Origin of the sequence: Weizmannia sp. FSL K6-0777 (genome assembly GCF_038593185.1) — a bacterium.
Classification (GTDB): domain Bacteria; phylum Bacillota; class Bacilli; order Bacillales; family Bacillaceae_C; genus Weizmannia; species Weizmannia faecalis.
In genome coordinates, this window is record NZ_CP151971.1 from 90,169 (window position 1) to 107,080 (window position 16,912).

Sequence of the window (16,912 nt, forward strand, 5' to 3'; positions counted from 1 at the left end):
TAAATCATTAAAAAGCCCGTTACGCGATGGTAACGGGTTTTTAGCCGCCATTATTTTTTTACGGCTGCTGCCTGTGCGAGCATGTAGCCGATCCGCTCGACAATCGGTTCGACGGCATCTTCATGTTCAAACAGGTCGTATTCGTCAATGTTCAGCCTGAGAACCGGGCAGGCATGGAAAGAGTCGATCCACTGCTCGTACCGTTTCTGCATTTCAATCCAGTATTCAACAGGGGTATCTTGTTCCATTGGACGGCCGCGTTTTTTGATCCGTTCCAAAATGTTTTCCAGCTTGCCTTCCAAATAAATCATCAGGTCGGGATGCGGAAAATACGGGGTCATCACCATGGCATCAAACAAGTTTGTATAGGTTTCAAAATCAATGGCAGACATATTGCCTTTTTCATAATGCATCCGGGCAAAAATGCCGGTATCCTCATAAATGGAGCGGTCCTGGATAAAACCGCCGCCGTATTCAAACATTTTTTTCTGCTCCTTGAACCTTTCCGCCAGAAAATAAATTTGAAGATGGAAACTCCACCGTTTAAAATCGCTATAAAATTTTTCCAAATACGGATTGGTGTCGACTTTTTCAAAGGACGCCCGGAAATGGAGCGCCTTCGCGAGCGCACGGGTTAAAGTCGATTTTCCGACGCCGACAGTACCTGCAATGGTGATCACAGCGTGGTTCGGAATTTGATATTTCTCACGAAGTTCCATGGGTATGTACTCCTTTTTGTAAGGTTTGCGCGATTTCTTGCAGCATGTATGTCAGGTCATGTTCATGCCGGATAAAATCAAGTGTATCACAGTCGAACTTTAATACCGGGATGTCCGGATGGCCGGCTTCGAAGCGGCTCATAAACCGGCCGTAGTCTGCGGATAGTTTTTGTAAATACGTTTCCTGCATATTTTTTTCAAATGCCCGCCCTCTTATTTCAATTCTCTTGAGGAGCGTTTCCAGGCTTGCGTGCAAATAAATGATGACGTTCGGCTGCGGCATATCGGCTGTTAAAATGCCGTAAATTTTCATAAATTTTTCAAACTCATGCGTTTTTAGCGTCCGCCGGGCAAAAATCAAGCTTTTAAAAATATGGTAATCTGCAACGACAGGCTGCCTATGCCGTTTAAGGTCTTCCAGCTGTTTGTAGCGATTGCAGAGAAAAAACATCTCGGTTTGGAAACCCCATTCTTCTTTATTGGTATAAAATTTTCCAAGAAAAGGATTTTCATCCACAATTTCTTTCAAAAGCTGAAACGAAAAGTATGATGAAATGGCTTTTGCCAATGACGTTTTGCCAACGCCGATCGGTCCCTCGATTGCAATAAACGGTACCCTTTTCATAACGCCCTCCCGCTGAAGCGATTGTTCATTGATGCACACTGTTGCTATTTTAGCACAAGTCTCCGCCGGTTGGCATGCGGGAAAAAAAGCGATCATGTGTCCCGGCGTTCTGCTTCCGGCTGTTTCCTGGGTTGGTTTTAACAAACATTTTCCAAAAAATGGAACTCAAATGTGACTGGTGCTTGCTCTGTGTATCGGATCAGGCCTGCATCCGGACCGTCCAGTTGGCGCCGGCATAAATGCGGGGAAAGGACTTCGCAATCCCGTCCGTGCGGCGCAGCGGGTTCCGGGTAAAAAGTAGCGGGATTCCGGGGCAAAAGAAAAAAGCAACGGAACCCGCTGCTTCAGGAAGGGCGTTTGACTACATCAAAGCGATCGGCGATTAACAGCCAGTTTTGCGGAAAAGAGAGGCCGAGTTTCCAGTAGCTCATGCCCCTTAACCCGAGTTCAGTAAGCAAATTAAATTTTGCCTCAATGGAACGGGCATCTTCAAACCAGACGGTGTGCCGCCGGTTGTTTTCATCTGTATAGTTAAAATGAGGGGCCTGGGATGTTGTGTCATACAGGATCGGCACATTGTGCGCACCCGCGAGCCGGATGGCCTGCTGCGGGCTGACGGCTCTTGCTGTTGTGCCAGTTTGATAGGGCAATGTCCAGTCATAGCCATACAGATTTTGCCCCATCAAAATCTTATTGGGCGGCATTTCTGTGATGGCATAGCGGAGCACATCCCGGACCGGCCCGATCGGAGACACCGGCATGGGCGGGCCGCCGCTATACCCCCATTCGTAGGTCATAATGACAACAAAATCGGCAATTTCGCCATGCGCCCTGTAATCGTGTGCCTCATACCAGCGCCCGGCCTGGGTGGCGCTCGTTTTCGGAGCGAGCGCGGTGGACATGAGCCAACCTTCCCGGCTGAAGCGCGTTTTTGCTTTTCTTAAAAACCGGTTGTAAGCTTCCCTGTCCTGCGGGCGCAAATACTCAAAGTCAAAATGAATATCACGGAAACCGAGCCGGCTTGCGGTTTGAACAATTTCATTTAAAAACCGGTTCTGGACGGTTTCGTCGTTCAAAAGGATCCGCCCGAGTTCATCGCTGAACTGGCCGTTTTCCTGATTACAGATCACCATCATTAAAATGGCGTTTTGGGCATCGGCAACCGCCCGCAAATTTCCAAGCGGCGGGGCAACAAGTGTGCCGTCTCGGTTTACCCGGAATGCAAACGGGGCAAGATAGGTCAAATACGGGGCCGCTTTTCGCGCACTTGTTTCAAGAGACGCTGAAACCGTGTTCCCGAATGGTTCAACATACGCATTAAATTCTGCTCTTTTTTTCGGGGAAGGCGGCAGATAAAGGCGCAACCCGGGCCGGAGCTGCTGATGGACAGAAATGCCGTTGATGCGGGCAAGTTCCTGGTAAGATATCCCTGCTTGTTGTGCAATGGAATATAAGCTGTCCCCCGGCCGGACCCAATAAAACCTCCCGGTGATCGGGATGACCATCGCCTGTCCGATGACAAGCCGGTCCGGATCCGGAAGTTCATTTGCCGAAATGATTTCTGAAACCGGGACGCTGTATCTTTGTGCAAGATTTGAGACCGTGTCATTTCTTTCGACAACATGGATTTGCAAACGAGTCCCCCCTCGTGTCAGCCATCGCTATTGTTATCTTTATGCGGCGTTTTTTAAAACATGCCCGCTTTTTATGTGCGCTTTTTCTCGCGGAATCATAAAGCAAACCTTTTTGCGGTATTGCTGAACGCCACGGCCGGTGGAAGCAAATGATTTTTTTCGGCGCTTCTTAACGTAACATAAAGGCGCTCTGGGTTAAGAAAGCGGAATTTTTTGTGGGGTTGCTTCGCATAGAGGAGGGGGCTTTAAGTGAAGGAAGCGAACGTTTTTTCGGCGCTTCTTAACGCAGGAGCCCTCTAAGTTGGGAAAGTGAACGTTTTTTGCAATGTTACCTAACATATAAGTGCTCAGTAACGAAAGAGCATCCAATTTCTTCATGTTAGGACCCTCCTGCCCGAAGAAAGCCGGTGTAAAACTTATGGCCAAACCCAGTGTGATTTTTTTCAAGGCTGTGTTACGATAAGGCTACGATACCTTTCGGAGGAGTTAGGATGGAAAATCGCGATGAATATTATATGCGCCTTGCCATTCAGGAAGCTGTAAAAGCACAGCGTCTCCGTGAAGTGCCAATCGGGGCGGTGATTGTGCTCGATGAAAAAGTGATTGCTGCAGCCCATAATCTGCGTGAAACCACCCAGCGTGCTGCCGCCCATGCGGAACTTCTGGCCATCGAAAAAGCATGTGAAGTGACCGGATCATGGCGCCTTGAAAATGCCGAGCTGTATGTCACACTGGAACCGTGCCCGATGTGTAGCGGTGCCGTTTTACAATCGCGGATCAAGCGGGTCGTTTACGGGGCAAAAGATCCGAAGGCGGGCTGTGCGGGAAGTTTGATGAACCTGCTTGAGGACGGCCGTTTTAACCACCGGAGTGAAGTCGTAAGCGGCGTGCTTGAAACGGAATGCGGAGAATTATTGCGGTCCTTCTTCCGGTCTTTAAGGGAGAAAAAAAAGAAGGAAAAACTTGCGGCAGAGGAAGATGGAAAAAGCTCCACCAATTAACAGGCGGGAGAGATTGCTTTTTTTTAAAAAGGCATGTATACTTAGTTATGCGTTAGTTTTTAACGCTTAAAACTGGTATCAATTTTGCCGCGCTAGGTGGGGAGGCAGCGGTGCCCTGTACCCGCAATCCGCTCTAGCGGGACTGAATCCCTTTCCGAGGCCGGCTGCTTGTAGGGCCAGCCTTAAGTAAGTGGTGTTGACACCCGGGTCCTGCGCAATGGAACCCCGCGAACCATGTCAGGTCCGGAAGGAAGCAGCATTAAGCGGGTCATTCCATGTGCCGCAGGGCAGCCTGGGTCGAGCTAACTGCTTAAGTAACGCTTATGAGGGTCGGTCGAAGAAAGGTGCGCGGCAGTTTCATTACATAAAAAACAAAACTCATCCTGATCCGGGATGGGTTTTTTCCATATTTAAATGCTTTTTAATTCAGGATGTAAAATCGCTTTTCCTAAGGTATAATAAAAGAAATGTATGAATCGGAAGCAAATCTGGCCGGGAGGATTGAACATGGCTTATCAGGCGTTATACCGCACATGGCGGCCGCAGCGGTTTGCGGATGTCGTCGGGCAGGAGCATGTGACAAAAACATTGCAGCACGCCCTCCTGCAACAGAAAACAACGCATGCTTATCTTTTCTCGGGCCCACGGGGTACAGGAAAAACAAGTGCCGCTAAAATTTTGGCAAAGGCGGTGAACTGCGAACATGCTCCGACTGGGGAACCGTGTAACGAGTGCGCTGTTTGCCGGGGGATTACAGACGGCACGATTCCAGATGTCATCGAAATTGACGCGGCGTCGAATACAGGCGTGGATGACATCCGCGATATCCGCGACAAAGTCAAATACGCGCCAAGTGTTGTAAAATATAAAGTATATATTATCGACGAAGTCCATATGCTGTCGATTGGCGCATTTAACGCGCTTTTGAAAACCCTAGAGGAGCCCCCGAAACACGTCATTTTTATTCTGGCAACAACCGAGCCCCATAAAATTCCGCTTACGATCGTTTCCAGATGCCAGCGGTTTGATTTTAAACGCATCACATCCCGTGATATTTTTAAACGCCTGGCTTATATTGCAGGCGAAACCGGTATTGCATATGATGAACAGGCGCTCAATATTATCGCCCATGCTGCGGAAGGTGGGATGCGGGACGCGCTCAGCCTGCTTGACCAGGCCGTCTCGTTTAGCGAGGGGAAAGTCAGAGTGGAAGATGCGCTCACGGTAACGGGTTCCATTTCTCAGAATGATTTTACCCGCCTTGCCCAGGCCATTCAAAAGAAGGATGCCGCAGAGTGCCTTGACCTTGTCGGTTCTCTTCTCCAGCAGGGAAAAGATCCCTCAAGGCTTGTGGAAGACTTCATTCTTTATTTCCGCGATCTGCTTTTGTATAAAACTGCCCCGCAGATGGAGGAAGCGGTTCAAAGGGTATATTTAGATGAGGCATTTAAAGAAATGAGCCGCTCGCTTCAAACGCAGGAAATTTACCGTTTTATTGACATCCTGAACCAAACGCAGCAGGATATGCGTTTTTCCAATATGGCCCGCGTTTATTTGGAAGTGGCTTTTATCAAACTGTGTGAAGAAAAAGCGCCGGATCCCGGGGAAAATGATCTCGTCCGGAAGCTTGCCGAAAAAATCGAACGGCTCGAATCAGAACTCGAGTCTCTCAAGCAAAACGGGGTTCCGGAGGCCGATGAAACGGAACCTGCGCCAAAACGGCAGGCTCAGAGAAAAATTCCGCGCACTTCGAAAGGTTTTAAGGTACAAGTCGGAAGGATTCATGATATATTAAAAGAAGCGACAAAAGAGGACCTCAAACGGATTAAAAACAGCTGGAACGATATGATTGAGACGCTCAACAGCAGGCAGATGCGGTCGCAGGCGGCGCTTTTAAACGAAGCGGAACCGGTGGCGGCGTCGCCGAACGCTTTTGTCATCAAATTCAAATATGAGATCCATTGCCAGATGGCGATGGAAAACGAGAAATTTTTACAAGCGATTTCGAGCGTGCTCAGTGAATTAACTGGAACCGGGTATCAGGCGGCAGGCGTTCCGGAAAATGAATGGAATACGATCAGGGAAAATTATATCCACCACCATAAAGAAGAAGCAGAGGAAGAAAAACCGCAGGATGATCCGGTTGTAACCGAAGCAATCAAATTGTTTGGGCCTGAATTAATTGAAATAAAAGACTAAAACTGGAGGGTTTCATATGCGAGGAATGGGCAATATGGGCAATATGCAAAAAATGATGAAACAAATGCAAAAGATGCAGAAAGAAATGATGGAGGCACAGGAGCAGCTTGGCGAACAGAAAGTGGAAGGTACGGCAGGCGGCGGCATGGTAACCGTTGTCGTTTCTGGCCATAAAAAAGTGCTGGAAGTGCGCATCAATGAAGAAGCCGTCGATCCGGACGATGTCGAAATGCTGCAGGACATGATCCTTGTCGCCACCAATGACGCCCTGGATAAAGCCGAACAGCTGACAGAGCAGACAATGGGCAAGTACACGAAAGGCTTCAATATTCCGGGATTTTAAAGGTGTGATCAACAATGCAATACCCTGAACCAATCACAAAATTAATGGAAAGCTTCATGAAACTGCCAGGCATTGGGCCGAAAACCGCGGCCCGGCTGGCATTTTTTGTTCTTGATATGAAGGAAGACAGCGTCCTTGCATTTGCCAAGGCGCTTGTCGATGCGAAACGGGACCTGACGTACTGTTCTGTTTGCGGGCATATCACCGATACAGATCCGTGCTATATTTGTGCCGATCCGCGCCGCGACAGAAGCGTGATCTGCGTTGTCGAGGAGCCGAAAGACGTCATTGCCATGGAAAAAATGAAAGAATACAACGGCCTTTACCATGTTCTGCATGGTGCCATTTCTCCAATGGACGGAATCGGCCCTGAAGACATCAGTGTGCCGGATCTGCTCAAACGCCTGCGCGATGAAACCGTCCAAGAAGTGATTCTTGCAACCAATCCAAATATCGAAGGCGAAGCAACAGCCATGTATATTTCGCGGCTTTTAAAACCGTCCGGCATTAAAGTGACACGGATTGCACACGGGTTGCCAGTGGGCGGAGATCTCGAGTACGCCGACGAAGTCACCTTATCAAAAGCACTGGAAGGCCGAAGAGAAATTTAACCTGACACGGGGTGGATACAATGTTCAGCAAGAAGCAAAAACTCAGGAAAGAATACGATGCGCTTCTTCTCGATTTGGTCACAAACGTAAAAAATGAATGGGTACAGCAAAACGCCCTCCAGCATCTAAGTTTTGAATTTAACGAAGAACTTTACTACCGCACCAAAGTGGCCGAAGCGAAGTATGTGTTTCTTTTTCGGGAAGTGAAAAGAAGAAACATCCGCCTCCAGTAAGGGTAGCACGGCTCAAGTTCTTTTTTGGACAACTCCTTCATAAAAATAAAGCAGCTGGAAAAAAGGGGTGATTCACTTGAGCTCAACCATCATCATTATTGCGATTGTCGGCCTGATCCTTTTGCTGCTGTTTTCCGCAGCTTTAACCAAACCGCTGCGATGGGCGGGAAAGTTATGCATCAAAGCCATCATCGGGGCTATACTCCTTTTCTTTTTAAACCAAGTGGGCGGCCGGTACGGACTGCATGTCCCAATCAATGCAGCCACCGTATCCGTTTCCGGGCTGCTCGGCATACCCGGGGTGATCGGCCTGACTGTCATCCAGACATGGATTCTGTCTTGACAAAAGCAGCGCTCGAACCGCCATCAGCAGACAACCAGCGCCAAAGAAATGATCCATCATTTCTTTGGCGTATTTTTTATGTTCATTCGAAGAAACTAGAAGCTTAGGCTGAAAGAAGCATGGGCGCCCACGAAAAAGCAGGCATATAAAAAAAGGATTGACTACACTTCGTTATACTAGTATAATAGTTTTCGTCGCCGCATCCGGCATCAAACTTCTTAAAAAAGTAGTTGACATGTTGGTTGCGTCGTGGTATGATATAAAAGTCGCTGAAAAACAAAGCGATTGTTCCTTGAAAACTGGACAAAACGAAACGTCAAATTCTTTTTGAGCTTTTATCAAACATCTTTACTGAGAGTTTGATCCTGGCTCAGGACGAACGCTGGCGGCGTGCCTAATACATGCAAGTCGTGCGGACCTTTTAAAAGCTTGCTTTTAAAAGGTTAGCGGCGGACGGGTGAGTAACACGTGGGCAACCTGCCTGTAAGATCGGGATAACGCCGGGAAACCGGGGCTAATACCGGATAGTTTTTTCCTCCGCATGGAGGAAAAAGGAAAGACGGCTTTTGCTGTCACTTACAGATGGGCCCGCGGCGCATTAGCTAGTTGGTGGGGTAACGGCTCACCAAGGCAACGATGCGTAGCCGACCTGAGAGGGTGATCGGCCACATTGGGACTGAGACACGGCCCAAACTCCTACGGGAGGCAGCAGTAGGGAATCTTCCGCAATGGACGAAAGTCTGACGGAGCAACGCCGCGTGAGTGAAGAAGGCCTTCGGGTCGTAAAACTCTGTTGCCGGGGAAGAACAAGTGCCGTTCGAACAGGGCGGCGCCTTGACGGTACCCGGCCAGAAAGCCACGGCTAACTACGTGCCAGCAGCCGCGGTAATACGTAGGTGGCAAGCGTTGTCCGGAATTATTGGGCGTAAAGCGCGCGCAGGCGGCTTCTTAAGTCTGATGTGAAATCTTGCGGCTCAACCGCAAGCGGTCATTGGAAACTGGGAGGCTTGAGTGCAGAAGAGGAGAGTGGAATTCCACGTGTAGCGGTGAAATGCGTAGAGATGTGGAGGAACACCAGTGGCGAAGGCGGCTCTCTGGTCTGTAACTGACGCTGAGGCGCGAAAGCGTGGGGAGCAAACAGGATTAGATACCCTGGTAGTCCACGCCGTAAACGATGAGTGCTAAGTGTTAGAGGGTTTCCGCCCTTTAGTGCTGCAGCTAACGCATTAAGCACTCCGCCTGGGGAGTACGGCCGCAAGGCTGAAACTCAAAGGAATTGACGGGGGCCCGCACAAGCGGTGGAGCATGTGGTTTAATTCGAAGCAACGCGAAGAACCTTACCAGGTCTTGACATCCTCTGACCTCCCTGGAGACAGGGCCTTCCCCTTCGGGGGACAGAGTGACAGGTGGTGCATGGTTGTCGTCAGCTCGTGTCGTGAGATGTTGGGTTAAGTCCCGCAACGAGCGCAACCCTTGACCTTAGTTGCCAGCATTCAGTTGGGCACTCTAAGGTGACTGCCGGTGACAAACCGGAGGAAGGTGGGGATGACGTCAAATCATCATGCCCCTTATGACCTGGGCTACACACGTGCTACAATGGATGGTACAAAGGGCTGCGAGACCGCGAGGTTAAGCCAATCCCAGAAAACCATTCCCAGTTCGGATTGCAGGCTGCAACCCGCCTGCATGAAGCCGGAATCGCTAGTAATCGCGGATCAGCATGCCGCGGTGAATACGTTCCCGGGCCTTGTACACACCGCCCGTCACACCACGAGAGTTTGTAACACCCGAAGTCGGTGAGGTAACCTTTACGGAGCCAGCCGCCGAAGGTGGGACAGATGATTGGGGTGAAGTCGTAACAAGGTAGCCGTATCGGAAGGTGCGGCTGGATCACCTCCTTTCTAAGGAAATTAAGGAAAACTTCGTTTTCCAACATTAAGTTTGACGTTTCCGTTTTGTTCAGTTTTGAAGGTTCAATCCTTCCTTATATTTCCTTTCATTAAGGGCCTGTAGCTCAGCTGGTTAGAGCGCACGCCTGATAAGCGTGAGGTCGATGGTTCAAGTCCATTCAGGCCCACCATTCCTTAATGATTGGGGCCTTAGCTCAGCTGGGAGAGCGCCTGCTTTGCACGCAGGAGGTCAGCGGTTCGATCCCGCTAGGCTCCACCTTTATAAATGTGTTCTTTGAAAACCGGATAGGAGAAACAAACCAAGTAAACCGAGAATCGCTTATTTTTGGATTTAAACCTTTTTATGGTTAAGTTAGAAAGGGCGCACGGTGAATGCCTTGGCACTAGGAGCCGATGAAGGACGGTACAAACACCGATATGCTCCGGGGAGCTGTACGTAAGCTTTGATCCGGAGATTTCCGAATGGGGAAACCCCCTGTCTTTAATCGGACAGGATTCCTGCCTGAATCCATAGGGCAGGAAGGGCACACCCGGGGAACTGAAACATCTCAGTACCCGGAGGAAGAGAAAGCAATTGCGATTTCCCAAGTAGCGGCGAGCGAACAGGAAACAGCCCAAACCGGAAGGCTTGCCTTCCGGGGTTGTAGGACACTCATATGGGAGTTACAAAAGAACAGGTTAAGTGAAGCGGCCTGGAAAGGCCTGCCGGAGAAGGTAAAAGCCCTGTAACTGACACTTCGTTCTCTCCCGAGTGGATCCTGAGTACGGCGGGACACGAGGAATCCCGCCGGAATCCGGGAGGACCATCTCCCAAGGCTAAATACTCCCTAGTGACCGATAGTGAACCAGTACCGTGAGGGAAAGGTGAAAAGCACCCCGGGAGGGGAGTGAAAGAGATCCTGAAACCGTGTGCCTACAAGTAGTCAGAGCCCGTTAACGGGTGATGGCGTGCCTTTTGTAGAATGAACCGGCGAGTTACGGTCTCATGCAAGGTTAAGCTGAAGAAGCGGAGCCGCAGCGAAAGCGAGTCTGAACAGGGCGAAAGAGTATGAGGCCGCAGACCCGAAACCAGGTGATCTACCCATGTCCAGGGTGAAGGCAAGGTAACACTTGCTGGAGGCCCGAACCCACGCACGTTGAAAAGTGCGGGGATGAGGTGTGGGTAGCGGAGAAATTCCAATCGAACTTGGAGATAGCTGGTTCTCTCCGAAATAGCTTTAGGGCTAGCCTCAAGCGAAGAGTTTTGGAGGTAGAGCACTGTTTGGACGAGGGGCCCTCATCGGGTTACCGAATTCAGACAAACTCCGAATGCCAAAAACTTATGCTTGGGAGTCAGACTGTGAGTGATAAGATCCATGGTCGAAAGGGAAACAGCCCAGACCGCCAGCTAAGGTCCCAAAGTATACGTTAAGTGGAAAAGGATGTGGCGTTGCTTAGACAACCAGGATGTTGGCTTAGAAGCAGCCATCATTCAAAGAGTGCGTAATAGCTCACTGGTCGAGTGACGCTGCGCCGAAAATGTACCGGGGCTAAACGTATCACCGAAGCTGCGGATGGACACCATTTGGTGTCCGTGGTAGGAGAGCGTTCTAAGGGCGTTGAAGCCGGACCGGAAGGACCGGTGGAGCGCTTAGAAGTGAGAATGCCGGTATGAGTAGCGAAAGAAGGGTGAGAATCCCTTCCACCGAATGCCTAAGGTTTCCTGAGGAAGGCTCGTCCGCTCAGGGTTAGTCGGGGCCTAAGCCGAGGCCGAAAGGCGTAGGCGATGGACAACAGGTTGATATTCCTGTACCGCCTCTTCACCGTTTGAACGATGGGGGGACGCAGGAGGATAGGGCAAGCGCGACACTGGTTGATCGCGTCCAAGCAGTTAGGCCGGTGCGGAGGCAAATCCTTCGCGCCAAGGCGGAGCTGTGATGGCGAGGGAAATTTTAGTACCGAAGTTCCTGATTCCACACTGCCAAGAAAAGCCTCTAGTGAGGTGAAAGGCGCCCGTACCGCAAACCGACACAGGTAGGCGAGGAGAGAATCCTAAGGTGAGCGAGAGAACTCTCGTTAAGGAACTCGGCAAAATGACCCCGTAACTTCGGGAGAAGGGGTGCTTTTTGGGGTGTATGCCCCGGGAAGCCGCAGTGAATAGGCCCAGGCGACTGTTTAGCAAAAACACAGGTCTCTGCGAAGCCGCAAGGCGAAGTATAGGGGCTGACACCTGCCCGGTGCTGGAAGGTTAAGGAGAGGGGTTAGCCGTCAGGCGAAGCTCTGAACTGAAGCCCCAGTAAACGGCGGCCGTAACTATAACGGTCCTAAGGTAGCGAAATTCCTTGTCAGGTAAGTTCTGACCCGCACGAAAGGTGTAACGATCTGGGCACTGTCTCAACGAGAGACTCGGTGAAATTATAGTACCTGTGAAGATGCAGGTTACCCGCGACAGGACGGAAAGACCCCATGGAGCTTTACTGCAGCCTGATATTGAATTTTGGTACAGCTTGTACAGGATAGGTAGGAGCCTTGGAAACCGGAGCGCCAGCTTCGGCGGAGGCATCGGTGGGATACTACCCTGGCTGTATTGAAATTCTAACCCGCACCCCTTACCGGGGTGGGAGACAGTGTCAGGCAGGCAGTTTGACTGGGGCGGTCGCCTCCTAAAAGGTAACGGAGGCGCCCAAAGGTTCCCTCAGAATGGTTGGAAATCATTCGCAGAGTGTAAAGGCATAAGGGAGCTTGACTGCGAGACTTACAAGTCGGGCAGGGACGAAAGTCGGGCTTAGTGATCCGGTGGTTCCGCATGGAAGGGCCATCGCTCAACGGATAAAAGCTACCCTGGGGATAACAGGCTGATCTCCCCCAAGAGTCCACATCGACGGGGAGGTTTGGCACCTCGATGTCGGCTCATCGCATCCTGGGGCTGTAGTCGGTCCCAAGGGTTGGGCTGTTCGCCCATTAAAGCGGTACGCGAGCTGGGTTCAGAACGTCGTGAGACAGTTCGGTCCCTATCCGTCGCGGGCGCAGGAAATTTGAGAGGAGCTGTCCTTAGTACGAGAGGACCGGGATGGACGCACCGCTGGTGTACCAGTTGTCTTGCCAAAGGCATCGCTGGGTAGCTATGTGCGGAAGGGATAAGTGCTGAAAGCATCTAAGCATGAAGCCCCCCTCAAGATGAGATTTCCCACAGTTTATACTGGTAAGATCCCTGAAAGATGATCAGGTTGATAGGTCCGGGGTGGAAGCGCGGCGACGCGTGGAGCTGACGGATACTAATCGATCGAGGACTTAACCAATAGAAAAGCGGAAGCGCCTTGGTCATCGGCGTACGGATTTCGGAGCTTTCGACTGAGATAAAGGAAACACGGCGAGCCCCTAAAGGCGAGCCGATGTTGACTTATCGTAGGGAGAAAGCGCAGAAATACGCTAGCCGATAGGCGCTGGAGCTAGACAATTCTCAAAGTTAGAAACGCGTTCTCCGTTTACAGTTTTTTCTCCCATCCGGTTTTCAGGGAACACATCCCAAAAATTATACAGGTCCGGTGATGATGGCGGAAAGGTCACACCCGTTCCCATCCCGAACACGGAAGTTAAGCTTTCCAGCGCCGATGGTAGTTGGGGGTTTCCCCCTGCGAGAGTAGGACGTTGCCGGGCAAACAGAAGGCCAGCTGAATCAGCTGGCCTTTTTGAATGTGTAAATAAGGGAGATATAAAAATTTCCATAAGAAAAACGACAAAGATTTACCTTTTGAATCTGATTATATTACTAACCTGATAATAATTTTTTAAAAATTTTAAAAATATATTGACGGCGGTAATAAAATTGTGCATAATTAGGGCTTGCTGAATAAGCAAAATTCCTAGATTTGGCAAGGATGCTAACAGGTTCGGAAAAAATTAAATGCAAGGATTTTATAAAATGTTAAAACTAAGAAAGGCTGGAGTGTTAAAAAATGATTAATAAAAATACCGAAGAAAAAGATATATTGTTGAATGTTTTAGGTATAATCGAGGCTGTATATAATAAGAAAATTTCGATAGAAGAAGCTGAGAAAAGATATTTTAATTACCGTATCATTGATTCTTTGAAGGAAAAAAATTACTCAAATGAATTAATAGAAATTTTGGAACTGGGTACAGAAATTGATGATATTAATGATTTACTACCTGACAAGTTAGATGAAAACATAATTGATTTAAAAAATAGAGTTCTTCTTTTGTTAGATAGAGAAATAAAAGTGTTACTGGCGCCCCAAAATGGCAGGAAATTGACGGTGTTATTTGTCCAGAAATTGACGGAATTGTTGTCAATTAAGGGGGAAGCCAGTTTGCGCTTTATTGTGGCTTCCCCTATGAGTTTAATACTTAAATTTAAATCATTGTCATTTCACGAAAGTTCCCCTTCAATCACACGTTTTACCATATGATCGTCAATGATTCGATGCCTGTTTTGTGCTCCGTAAAGTAGACAGTGGGTACAAATCTTGTTGATGATCCTTGCGGCTCCCCCGGAAAAACGATGGATTTCATCTAAAGCTACATCTGTGAAAATTTGCTCAGTTACTCCTGAATATTGTAAATGCATGGCAATATATTCTGCAGATTGAGCTCTGTCGTAATGCCCCAGTTTGAATTGAATATCAATCCTTTGGCGGATTGCTGTGAAGGATTGGAGGCGCAGGCGGTCCCATAATTCACTTTGTCCGACAAGAATCAGGCTCATAGGGCTTTGGGCATCCATTTTGAAGTTCAGCAGGAATCTGACTTCCTCCAACATTTCCCGATCAAGAAGATGGGCCTCGTCCACGACCACTACCGGCTGAACACCATGAATTCCTCTCATAAGCTCAATTTCCCGATGAAGCTGCCGTTTTGCATCGCCTCTATAAAATTTAGACTCGCACCCGAGTTGTTCCAACAACCCTTTGTAAAAATGCCGAGGCGTTAATTTGGAATCAGACAAGTACAGTACTTTATATTGTCCATCATCAAGCCGGTCAACAAATTTACGGATAGTCGTCGTTTTCCCAGTCCCACAATCGCCTGTTAAAACCGCGAATAACTGCCTTTCAGCCGTATATTTTAACCGCCCCAGTATTTCCTGCATCATAGGAGAATCATAAAGCTTTTTAGTCGGAATATCCCGTGAAAAAGGCGTATGAGTCATACCGTAGAAGGCTTCAAACATTCTCACCGTCCTCCTTCCATACAGCCCGGAAGGAGACGGCTGGTGTTTGTTCCATCTGTCGTTCCTGATACTTTTGTTCCGCAGCTTTTAATAATCTTGATGAATCGGCTTCCTGTGGCTGAAGATGATCAGGAAGGGGTGGCCTTTTCCCTGACCTTTCACCAATTTCAAGTTTATGAGCTTTCCATGGCGAATACCCTTCAAACTCAATGGTGAGTTCCTCCAGATCCGCAGGATCATAGATAACTTCGACTTTCTGCCCAATAAATGCCAGGCCTACTTCGTATTTTTGATCCATGAAACTGATACAGCCGGATTTATCTACCTTGCGTGTTTCGCAATGCAGGAATGCATCCGCCAACGTATCTGGCTCAATGAAACGAAGTGCTTTTCTGTCACTCCTAAATGCCGATCTTGGGCTTATCTTTTCCCCAAGCGCAGAATGCGGCTTCTCCTGATAACACTCTGTCAGCCAGACTTGAAACAGTTCATTTAACCGTTCTAATGTCTTCGGCTTTTCTAGTGAGACTTCCCCCAGAAAAGAATCAATGAGCCGGTTGAATTTTTCAACCTTGCCTTTGCTTTCTGGCGAAAATGGCTTCGCGTAAACCAGCCGGGTTCCAAGTTTTGAACAGGTTCTCCCCATCCATTTCGTCCTGTATTGTTTGCCATTATCAAAGTAAACGGCTTCGGGAGCACCATATTTTTGCACTGCTTGTCGAAAAGCATCCTCCACAATCCGGGAATCAAGTGTCGGATAAAATTCACCGTGTAAAACATACCTCGTCGCATCATCAATAATGGCGACCAAGTATACCTGCTTCTTGGCACCATTTGGGCCAATCGGTAAATACGGGCCATATTTGATATCAGACTGCCAAAGCTGATTCCGATGTCTTTTTTGAAACCTTCTGGCTGCCACTCCTGATTGCGAATAAAGCCTCATCTGCCTGGAACTGTATCCTCTCTCTGATAGCTTTTCCTGAAGGGTTGAACGTTTGATTTGCCCGGGTTCTGCAAGACCTTCCCATTCAAGTATCTGTATGATTTGTGAAACACTTCGGCTGGGGGCCTCTCTTCTAAGTAGAATGGCCTGTTCTATGATATGTGGCGGGACTGCCTCAGGCTTGGTTTGGGACTGCTTTCCTTTGGGCTTCAATCCTGAAAATCCTTCTTTTCGAAACTGCGTTAAATAACGCCTGATAGTCCTTTCAGAAAGGCCGGAGGCCTTACAAATTTGTTCCTTTAATTCCTTCGCTTTTCCGGCATCCAATCCATCCGCCAATAATGGAGAAATGAGTTGAAACCTTTGGGCTGCCATTTCATCTGCTTTCTTGTGATCCATTCATGATAGACTCCTTTCCTATTTATCTACCATGAGTGTAAATCAACCCCCGCCGGACAAGAATGCAGAACGGGTATGTACCCATAAATAAAAATTTACAACGGGTCGGACAACACGCGCCAGCCATCCGGAGGCATTGCCCACCAATCGCCCTAATCTTTGGAGTGCGGTCCCCGAAGTTTCGGGCAAAACTTTCAGGTCGTCCCCATCTTGTTTGGTCTGATGTTTAATGGAAACAAGGCAATGGATCCAGTATTCTACATAAAAATAAAACCAGTCTATCCAACGATAAAGTGTTGATTCATCTGCCGGAATATCATGATTGGAACGATTAGTCAAAACCGTTTCAATACATTCCGATTTATATCTTTTATAAGGCACCAGAAATTCTGGAAGTTCGTGATGAATCTTTCCACATTGTTCACATTGTAAACGTCTGATATTATAAATATGCTTCTTTCCAGATCTATCAATGGCTTTTCGATCTCTTGTCCCAATAACCTTCATATGTTTACCACAACAAGGGGAAGGTACTTTTTCCGCACCCCTAACCAAAAACACCAAGTTGAGTATTTTCAATTAGCTTATAATCTGATACAATAACCATAATCGTTATTTTTGGTGGGACATTCCCCGTATAGCTGATGGTACAGTTATACATCATGGGGGATGTCCTTTTCCTTTCTCAAGAATAAATACGAGGACATTATACTCGTCAAATTCCGGACAGGCAATACCGTCAACTTTCGGTTATTTTTGGATGTCAGAAACAATAAAAG

General features: G+C 48.4%; 14 protein-coding genes, 2 tRNA genes, 3 rRNA genes and 1 other RNA gene. 13 read left to right on the plus strand and 7 right to left on the minus strand.

Features of this window, described 5'->3' with window-relative positions:
• Nucleotides 1-50: 50 nt before the first annotated feature.
• From NST70_RS00450 to NST70_RS00465, 4 genes are all read right to left on the minus strand, one after another.
• Nucleotides 51-719 (minus strand): deoxynucleoside kinase, encoded by a 669-nt coding sequence (locus tag NST70_RS00450; protein ID WP_013858038.1) that lies wholly within the window; start codon nt 717-719, stop codon nt 51-53.
• Entirely contained in the window at nt 706-1,344 is a 639-nt protein-coding gene (locus NST70_RS00455; protein WP_013858039.1) for a deoxynucleoside kinase, read from the minus strand. Before NST70_RS00455 ends, NST70_RS00450 begins: the two co-directional genes overlap by 14 nt.
• Before the next feature lie 344 nt (nt 1,345-1,688).
• Entirely contained in the window at nt 1,689-2,978 is a 1,290-nt protein-coding gene (locus NST70_RS00460) for a glycoside hydrolase family 18 protein (RefSeq protein WP_035190750.1), read from the minus strand.
• A 195-nt stretch (nt 2,979-3,173) separates the two neighbouring features.
• The gene (locus NST70_RS00465) at nt 3,174-3,356 is read right to left on the minus strand and encodes a hypothetical protein (protein ID WP_035190747.1); all 183 of its coding nucleotides are present in this window, start codon (nt 3,354-3,356) and stop codon (nt 3,174-3,176) included.
• Between the two features lie 113 nt (nt 3,357-3,469).
• On the opposite strand from NST70_RS00465, the gene tadA reads away from it, so the two are divergent.
• The 13 genes from tadA (at nt 3,470) to NST70_RS00530 (ending at nt 14,027) form a co-directional block, all read left to right on the plus strand.
• Nucleotides 3,470-3,979, plus strand: a complete 510-nt coding sequence (gene tadA / locus NST70_RS00470) for a tRNA adenosine(34) deaminase TadA (RefSeq protein WP_014096537.1) — start codon at nt 3,470-3,472, stop codon at nt 3,977-3,979.
• A gap of 87 nt (nt 3,980-4,066) precedes the next feature.
• Nucleotides 4,067-4,331, plus strand: an RNA gene (ffs, locus tag NST70_RS00475) — signal recognition particle sRNA large type.
• Between the two features lie 155 nt (nt 4,332-4,486).
• Nucleotides 4,487-6,178, plus strand: coding sequence for a DNA polymerase III subunit gamma/tau (gene dnaX / locus NST70_RS00480; protein ID WP_342475478.1), 1,692 nt, complete (start codon nt 4,487-4,489; stop codon nt 6,176-6,178).
• A 16-nt stretch (nt 6,179-6,194) separates the two neighbouring features.
• Entirely contained in the window at nt 6,195-6,521 is a 327-nt protein-coding gene (locus NST70_RS00485) for a YbaB/EbfC family nucleoid-associated protein (RefSeq protein WP_014096535.1), read from the plus strand.
• A 14-nt stretch (nt 6,522-6,535) separates the two neighbouring features.
• Nucleotides 6,536-7,132 (plus strand): recombination mediator RecR, encoded by a 597-nt coding sequence (gene recR / locus NST70_RS00490; protein ID WP_013858045.1) that lies wholly within the window; start codon nt 6,536-6,538, stop codon nt 7,130-7,132.
• Between the two features lie 20 nt (nt 7,133-7,152).
• Nucleotides 7,153-7,365, plus strand: coding sequence for a YaaL family protein (locus NST70_RS00495; RefSeq protein ID WP_014096534.1), 213 nt, complete (start codon nt 7,153-7,155; stop codon nt 7,363-7,365).
• Nucleotides 7,366-7,441: 76 nt separating this feature from the next.
• A complete protein-coding gene (locus NST70_RS00500) occupies nt 7,442-7,708 on the plus strand; it encodes a pro-sigmaK processing inhibitor BofA family protein (RefSeq protein ID WP_014096533.1) in 267 nt (88 codons plus the stop codon).
• A 347-nt stretch (nt 7,709-8,055) separates the two neighbouring features.
• Nucleotides 8,056-9,609 (plus strand): 16S ribosomal RNA (locus tag NST70_RS00505).
• 102 nt (nt 9,610-9,711) lie between these two features.
• Nucleotides 9,712-9,788: transfer RNA gene (locus NST70_RS00510), tRNA-Ile, on the plus strand.
• A gap of 13 nt (nt 9,789-9,801) precedes the next feature.
• Nucleotides 9,802-9,874, plus strand: a tRNA-Ala gene (locus NST70_RS00515).
• 89 nt (nt 9,875-9,963) lie between these two features.
• A 23S ribosomal RNA gene (locus NST70_RS00520) occupies nt 9,964-12,896 on the plus strand.
• Between the two features lie 242 nt (nt 12,897-13,138).
• Nucleotides 13,139-13,254, plus strand: a 5S ribosomal RNA gene (gene rrf, locus NST70_RS00525).
• Together the 16S, 23S and 5S rRNA genes with 2 tRNA genes alongside form the textbook arrangement of a ribosomal RNA operon.
• 299 nt (nt 13,255-13,553) lie before the next feature.
• Nucleotides 13,554-14,027 (plus strand): DUF3969 family protein, encoded by a 474-nt coding sequence (locus NST70_RS00530; protein WP_342475481.1) that lies wholly within the window; start codon nt 13,554-13,556, stop codon nt 14,025-14,027.
• Here the strand turns inward: NST70_RS00530 and NST70_RS00535 are convergent.
• The 3 genes from NST70_RS00535 to NST70_RS00545 are packed head-to-tail and all read right to left on the minus strand — an operon-like array spanning nt 13,988 to nt 16,694.
• Nucleotides 13,988-14,788 carry an AAA family ATPase gene (locus NST70_RS00535; protein WP_168985736.1) on the minus strand — a complete coding sequence of 267 codons (801 nt, stop codon included), beginning with the start codon at nt 14,786-14,788 and terminating at the stop codon, nt 13,988-13,990. The two genes, NST70_RS00530 and NST70_RS00535, sit on opposite strands and share 40 nt — an antisense overlap.
• Nucleotides 14,781-16,133, minus strand: a complete 1,353-nt coding sequence (locus tag NST70_RS00540; RefSeq protein WP_014096191.1) for a DDE-type integrase/transposase/recombinase — start codon at nt 16,131-16,133, stop codon at nt 14,781-14,783. The genes NST70_RS00535 and NST70_RS00540 overlap by 8 nt, the downstream gene beginning before the upstream one ends.
• A 42-nt stretch (nt 16,134-16,175) precedes the next feature.
• Entirely contained in the window at nt 16,176-16,694 is a 519-nt protein-coding gene (locus NST70_RS00545) for a DUF6431 domain-containing protein (protein ID WP_225620988.1), read from the minus strand.
• Nucleotides 16,695-16,912: the final 218 nt, after the last annotated feature.

Excerpts from the sequence above, each read along its gene's own strand:
- NST70_RS00450 (WP_013858038.1), bottom strand. The coding sequence starts at position 719 with ATGGAACTTCGTGAGAAATATCAAATTCCGAACCACGCTGTGATCACC.
- NST70_RS00455 (WP_013858039.1), bottom strand. The coding sequence starts at position 1,344 with ATGAAAAGGGTACCGTTTATTGCAATCGAGGGACCGATCGGCGTTGGC.
- NST70_RS00465 (WP_035190747.1), bottom strand. The coding sequence starts at position 3,356 with ATGAAGAAATTGGATGCTCTTTCGTTACTGAGCACTTATATGTTAGGT.
- tadA (WP_014096537.1), top strand. The coding sequence starts at position 3,470 with ATGGAAAATCGCGATGAATATTATATGCGCCTTGCCATTCAGGAAGCT.
- dnaX (WP_342475478.1), top strand. The coding sequence starts at position 4,487 with ATGGCTTATCAGGCGTTATACCGCACATGGCGGCCGCAGCGGTTTGCG.
- NST70_RS00485 (WP_014096535.1), top strand. The coding sequence starts at position 6,195 with ATGCGAGGAATGGGCAATATGGGCAATATGCAAAAAATGATGAAACAA.
- recR (WP_013858045.1), top strand. The coding sequence starts at position 6,536 with ATGCAATACCCTGAACCAATCACAAAATTAATGGAAAGCTTCATGAAA.
- NST70_RS00495 (WP_014096534.1), top strand. The coding sequence starts at position 7,153 with ATGTTCAGCAAGAAGCAAAAACTCAGGAAAGAATACGATGCGCTTCTT.
- NST70_RS00530 (WP_342475481.1), top strand. The coding sequence starts at position 13,554 with ATGATTAATAAAAATACCGAAGAAAAAGATATATTGTTGAATGTTTTA.
- NST70_RS00535 (WP_168985736.1), bottom strand. The coding sequence starts at position 14,788 with ATGTTTGAAGCCTTCTACGGTATGACTCATACGCCTTTTTCACGGGAT.
- NST70_RS00540 (WP_014096191.1), bottom strand. The coding sequence starts at position 16,133 with ATGGATCACAAGAAAGCAGATGAAATGGCAGCCCAAAGGTTTCAACTC.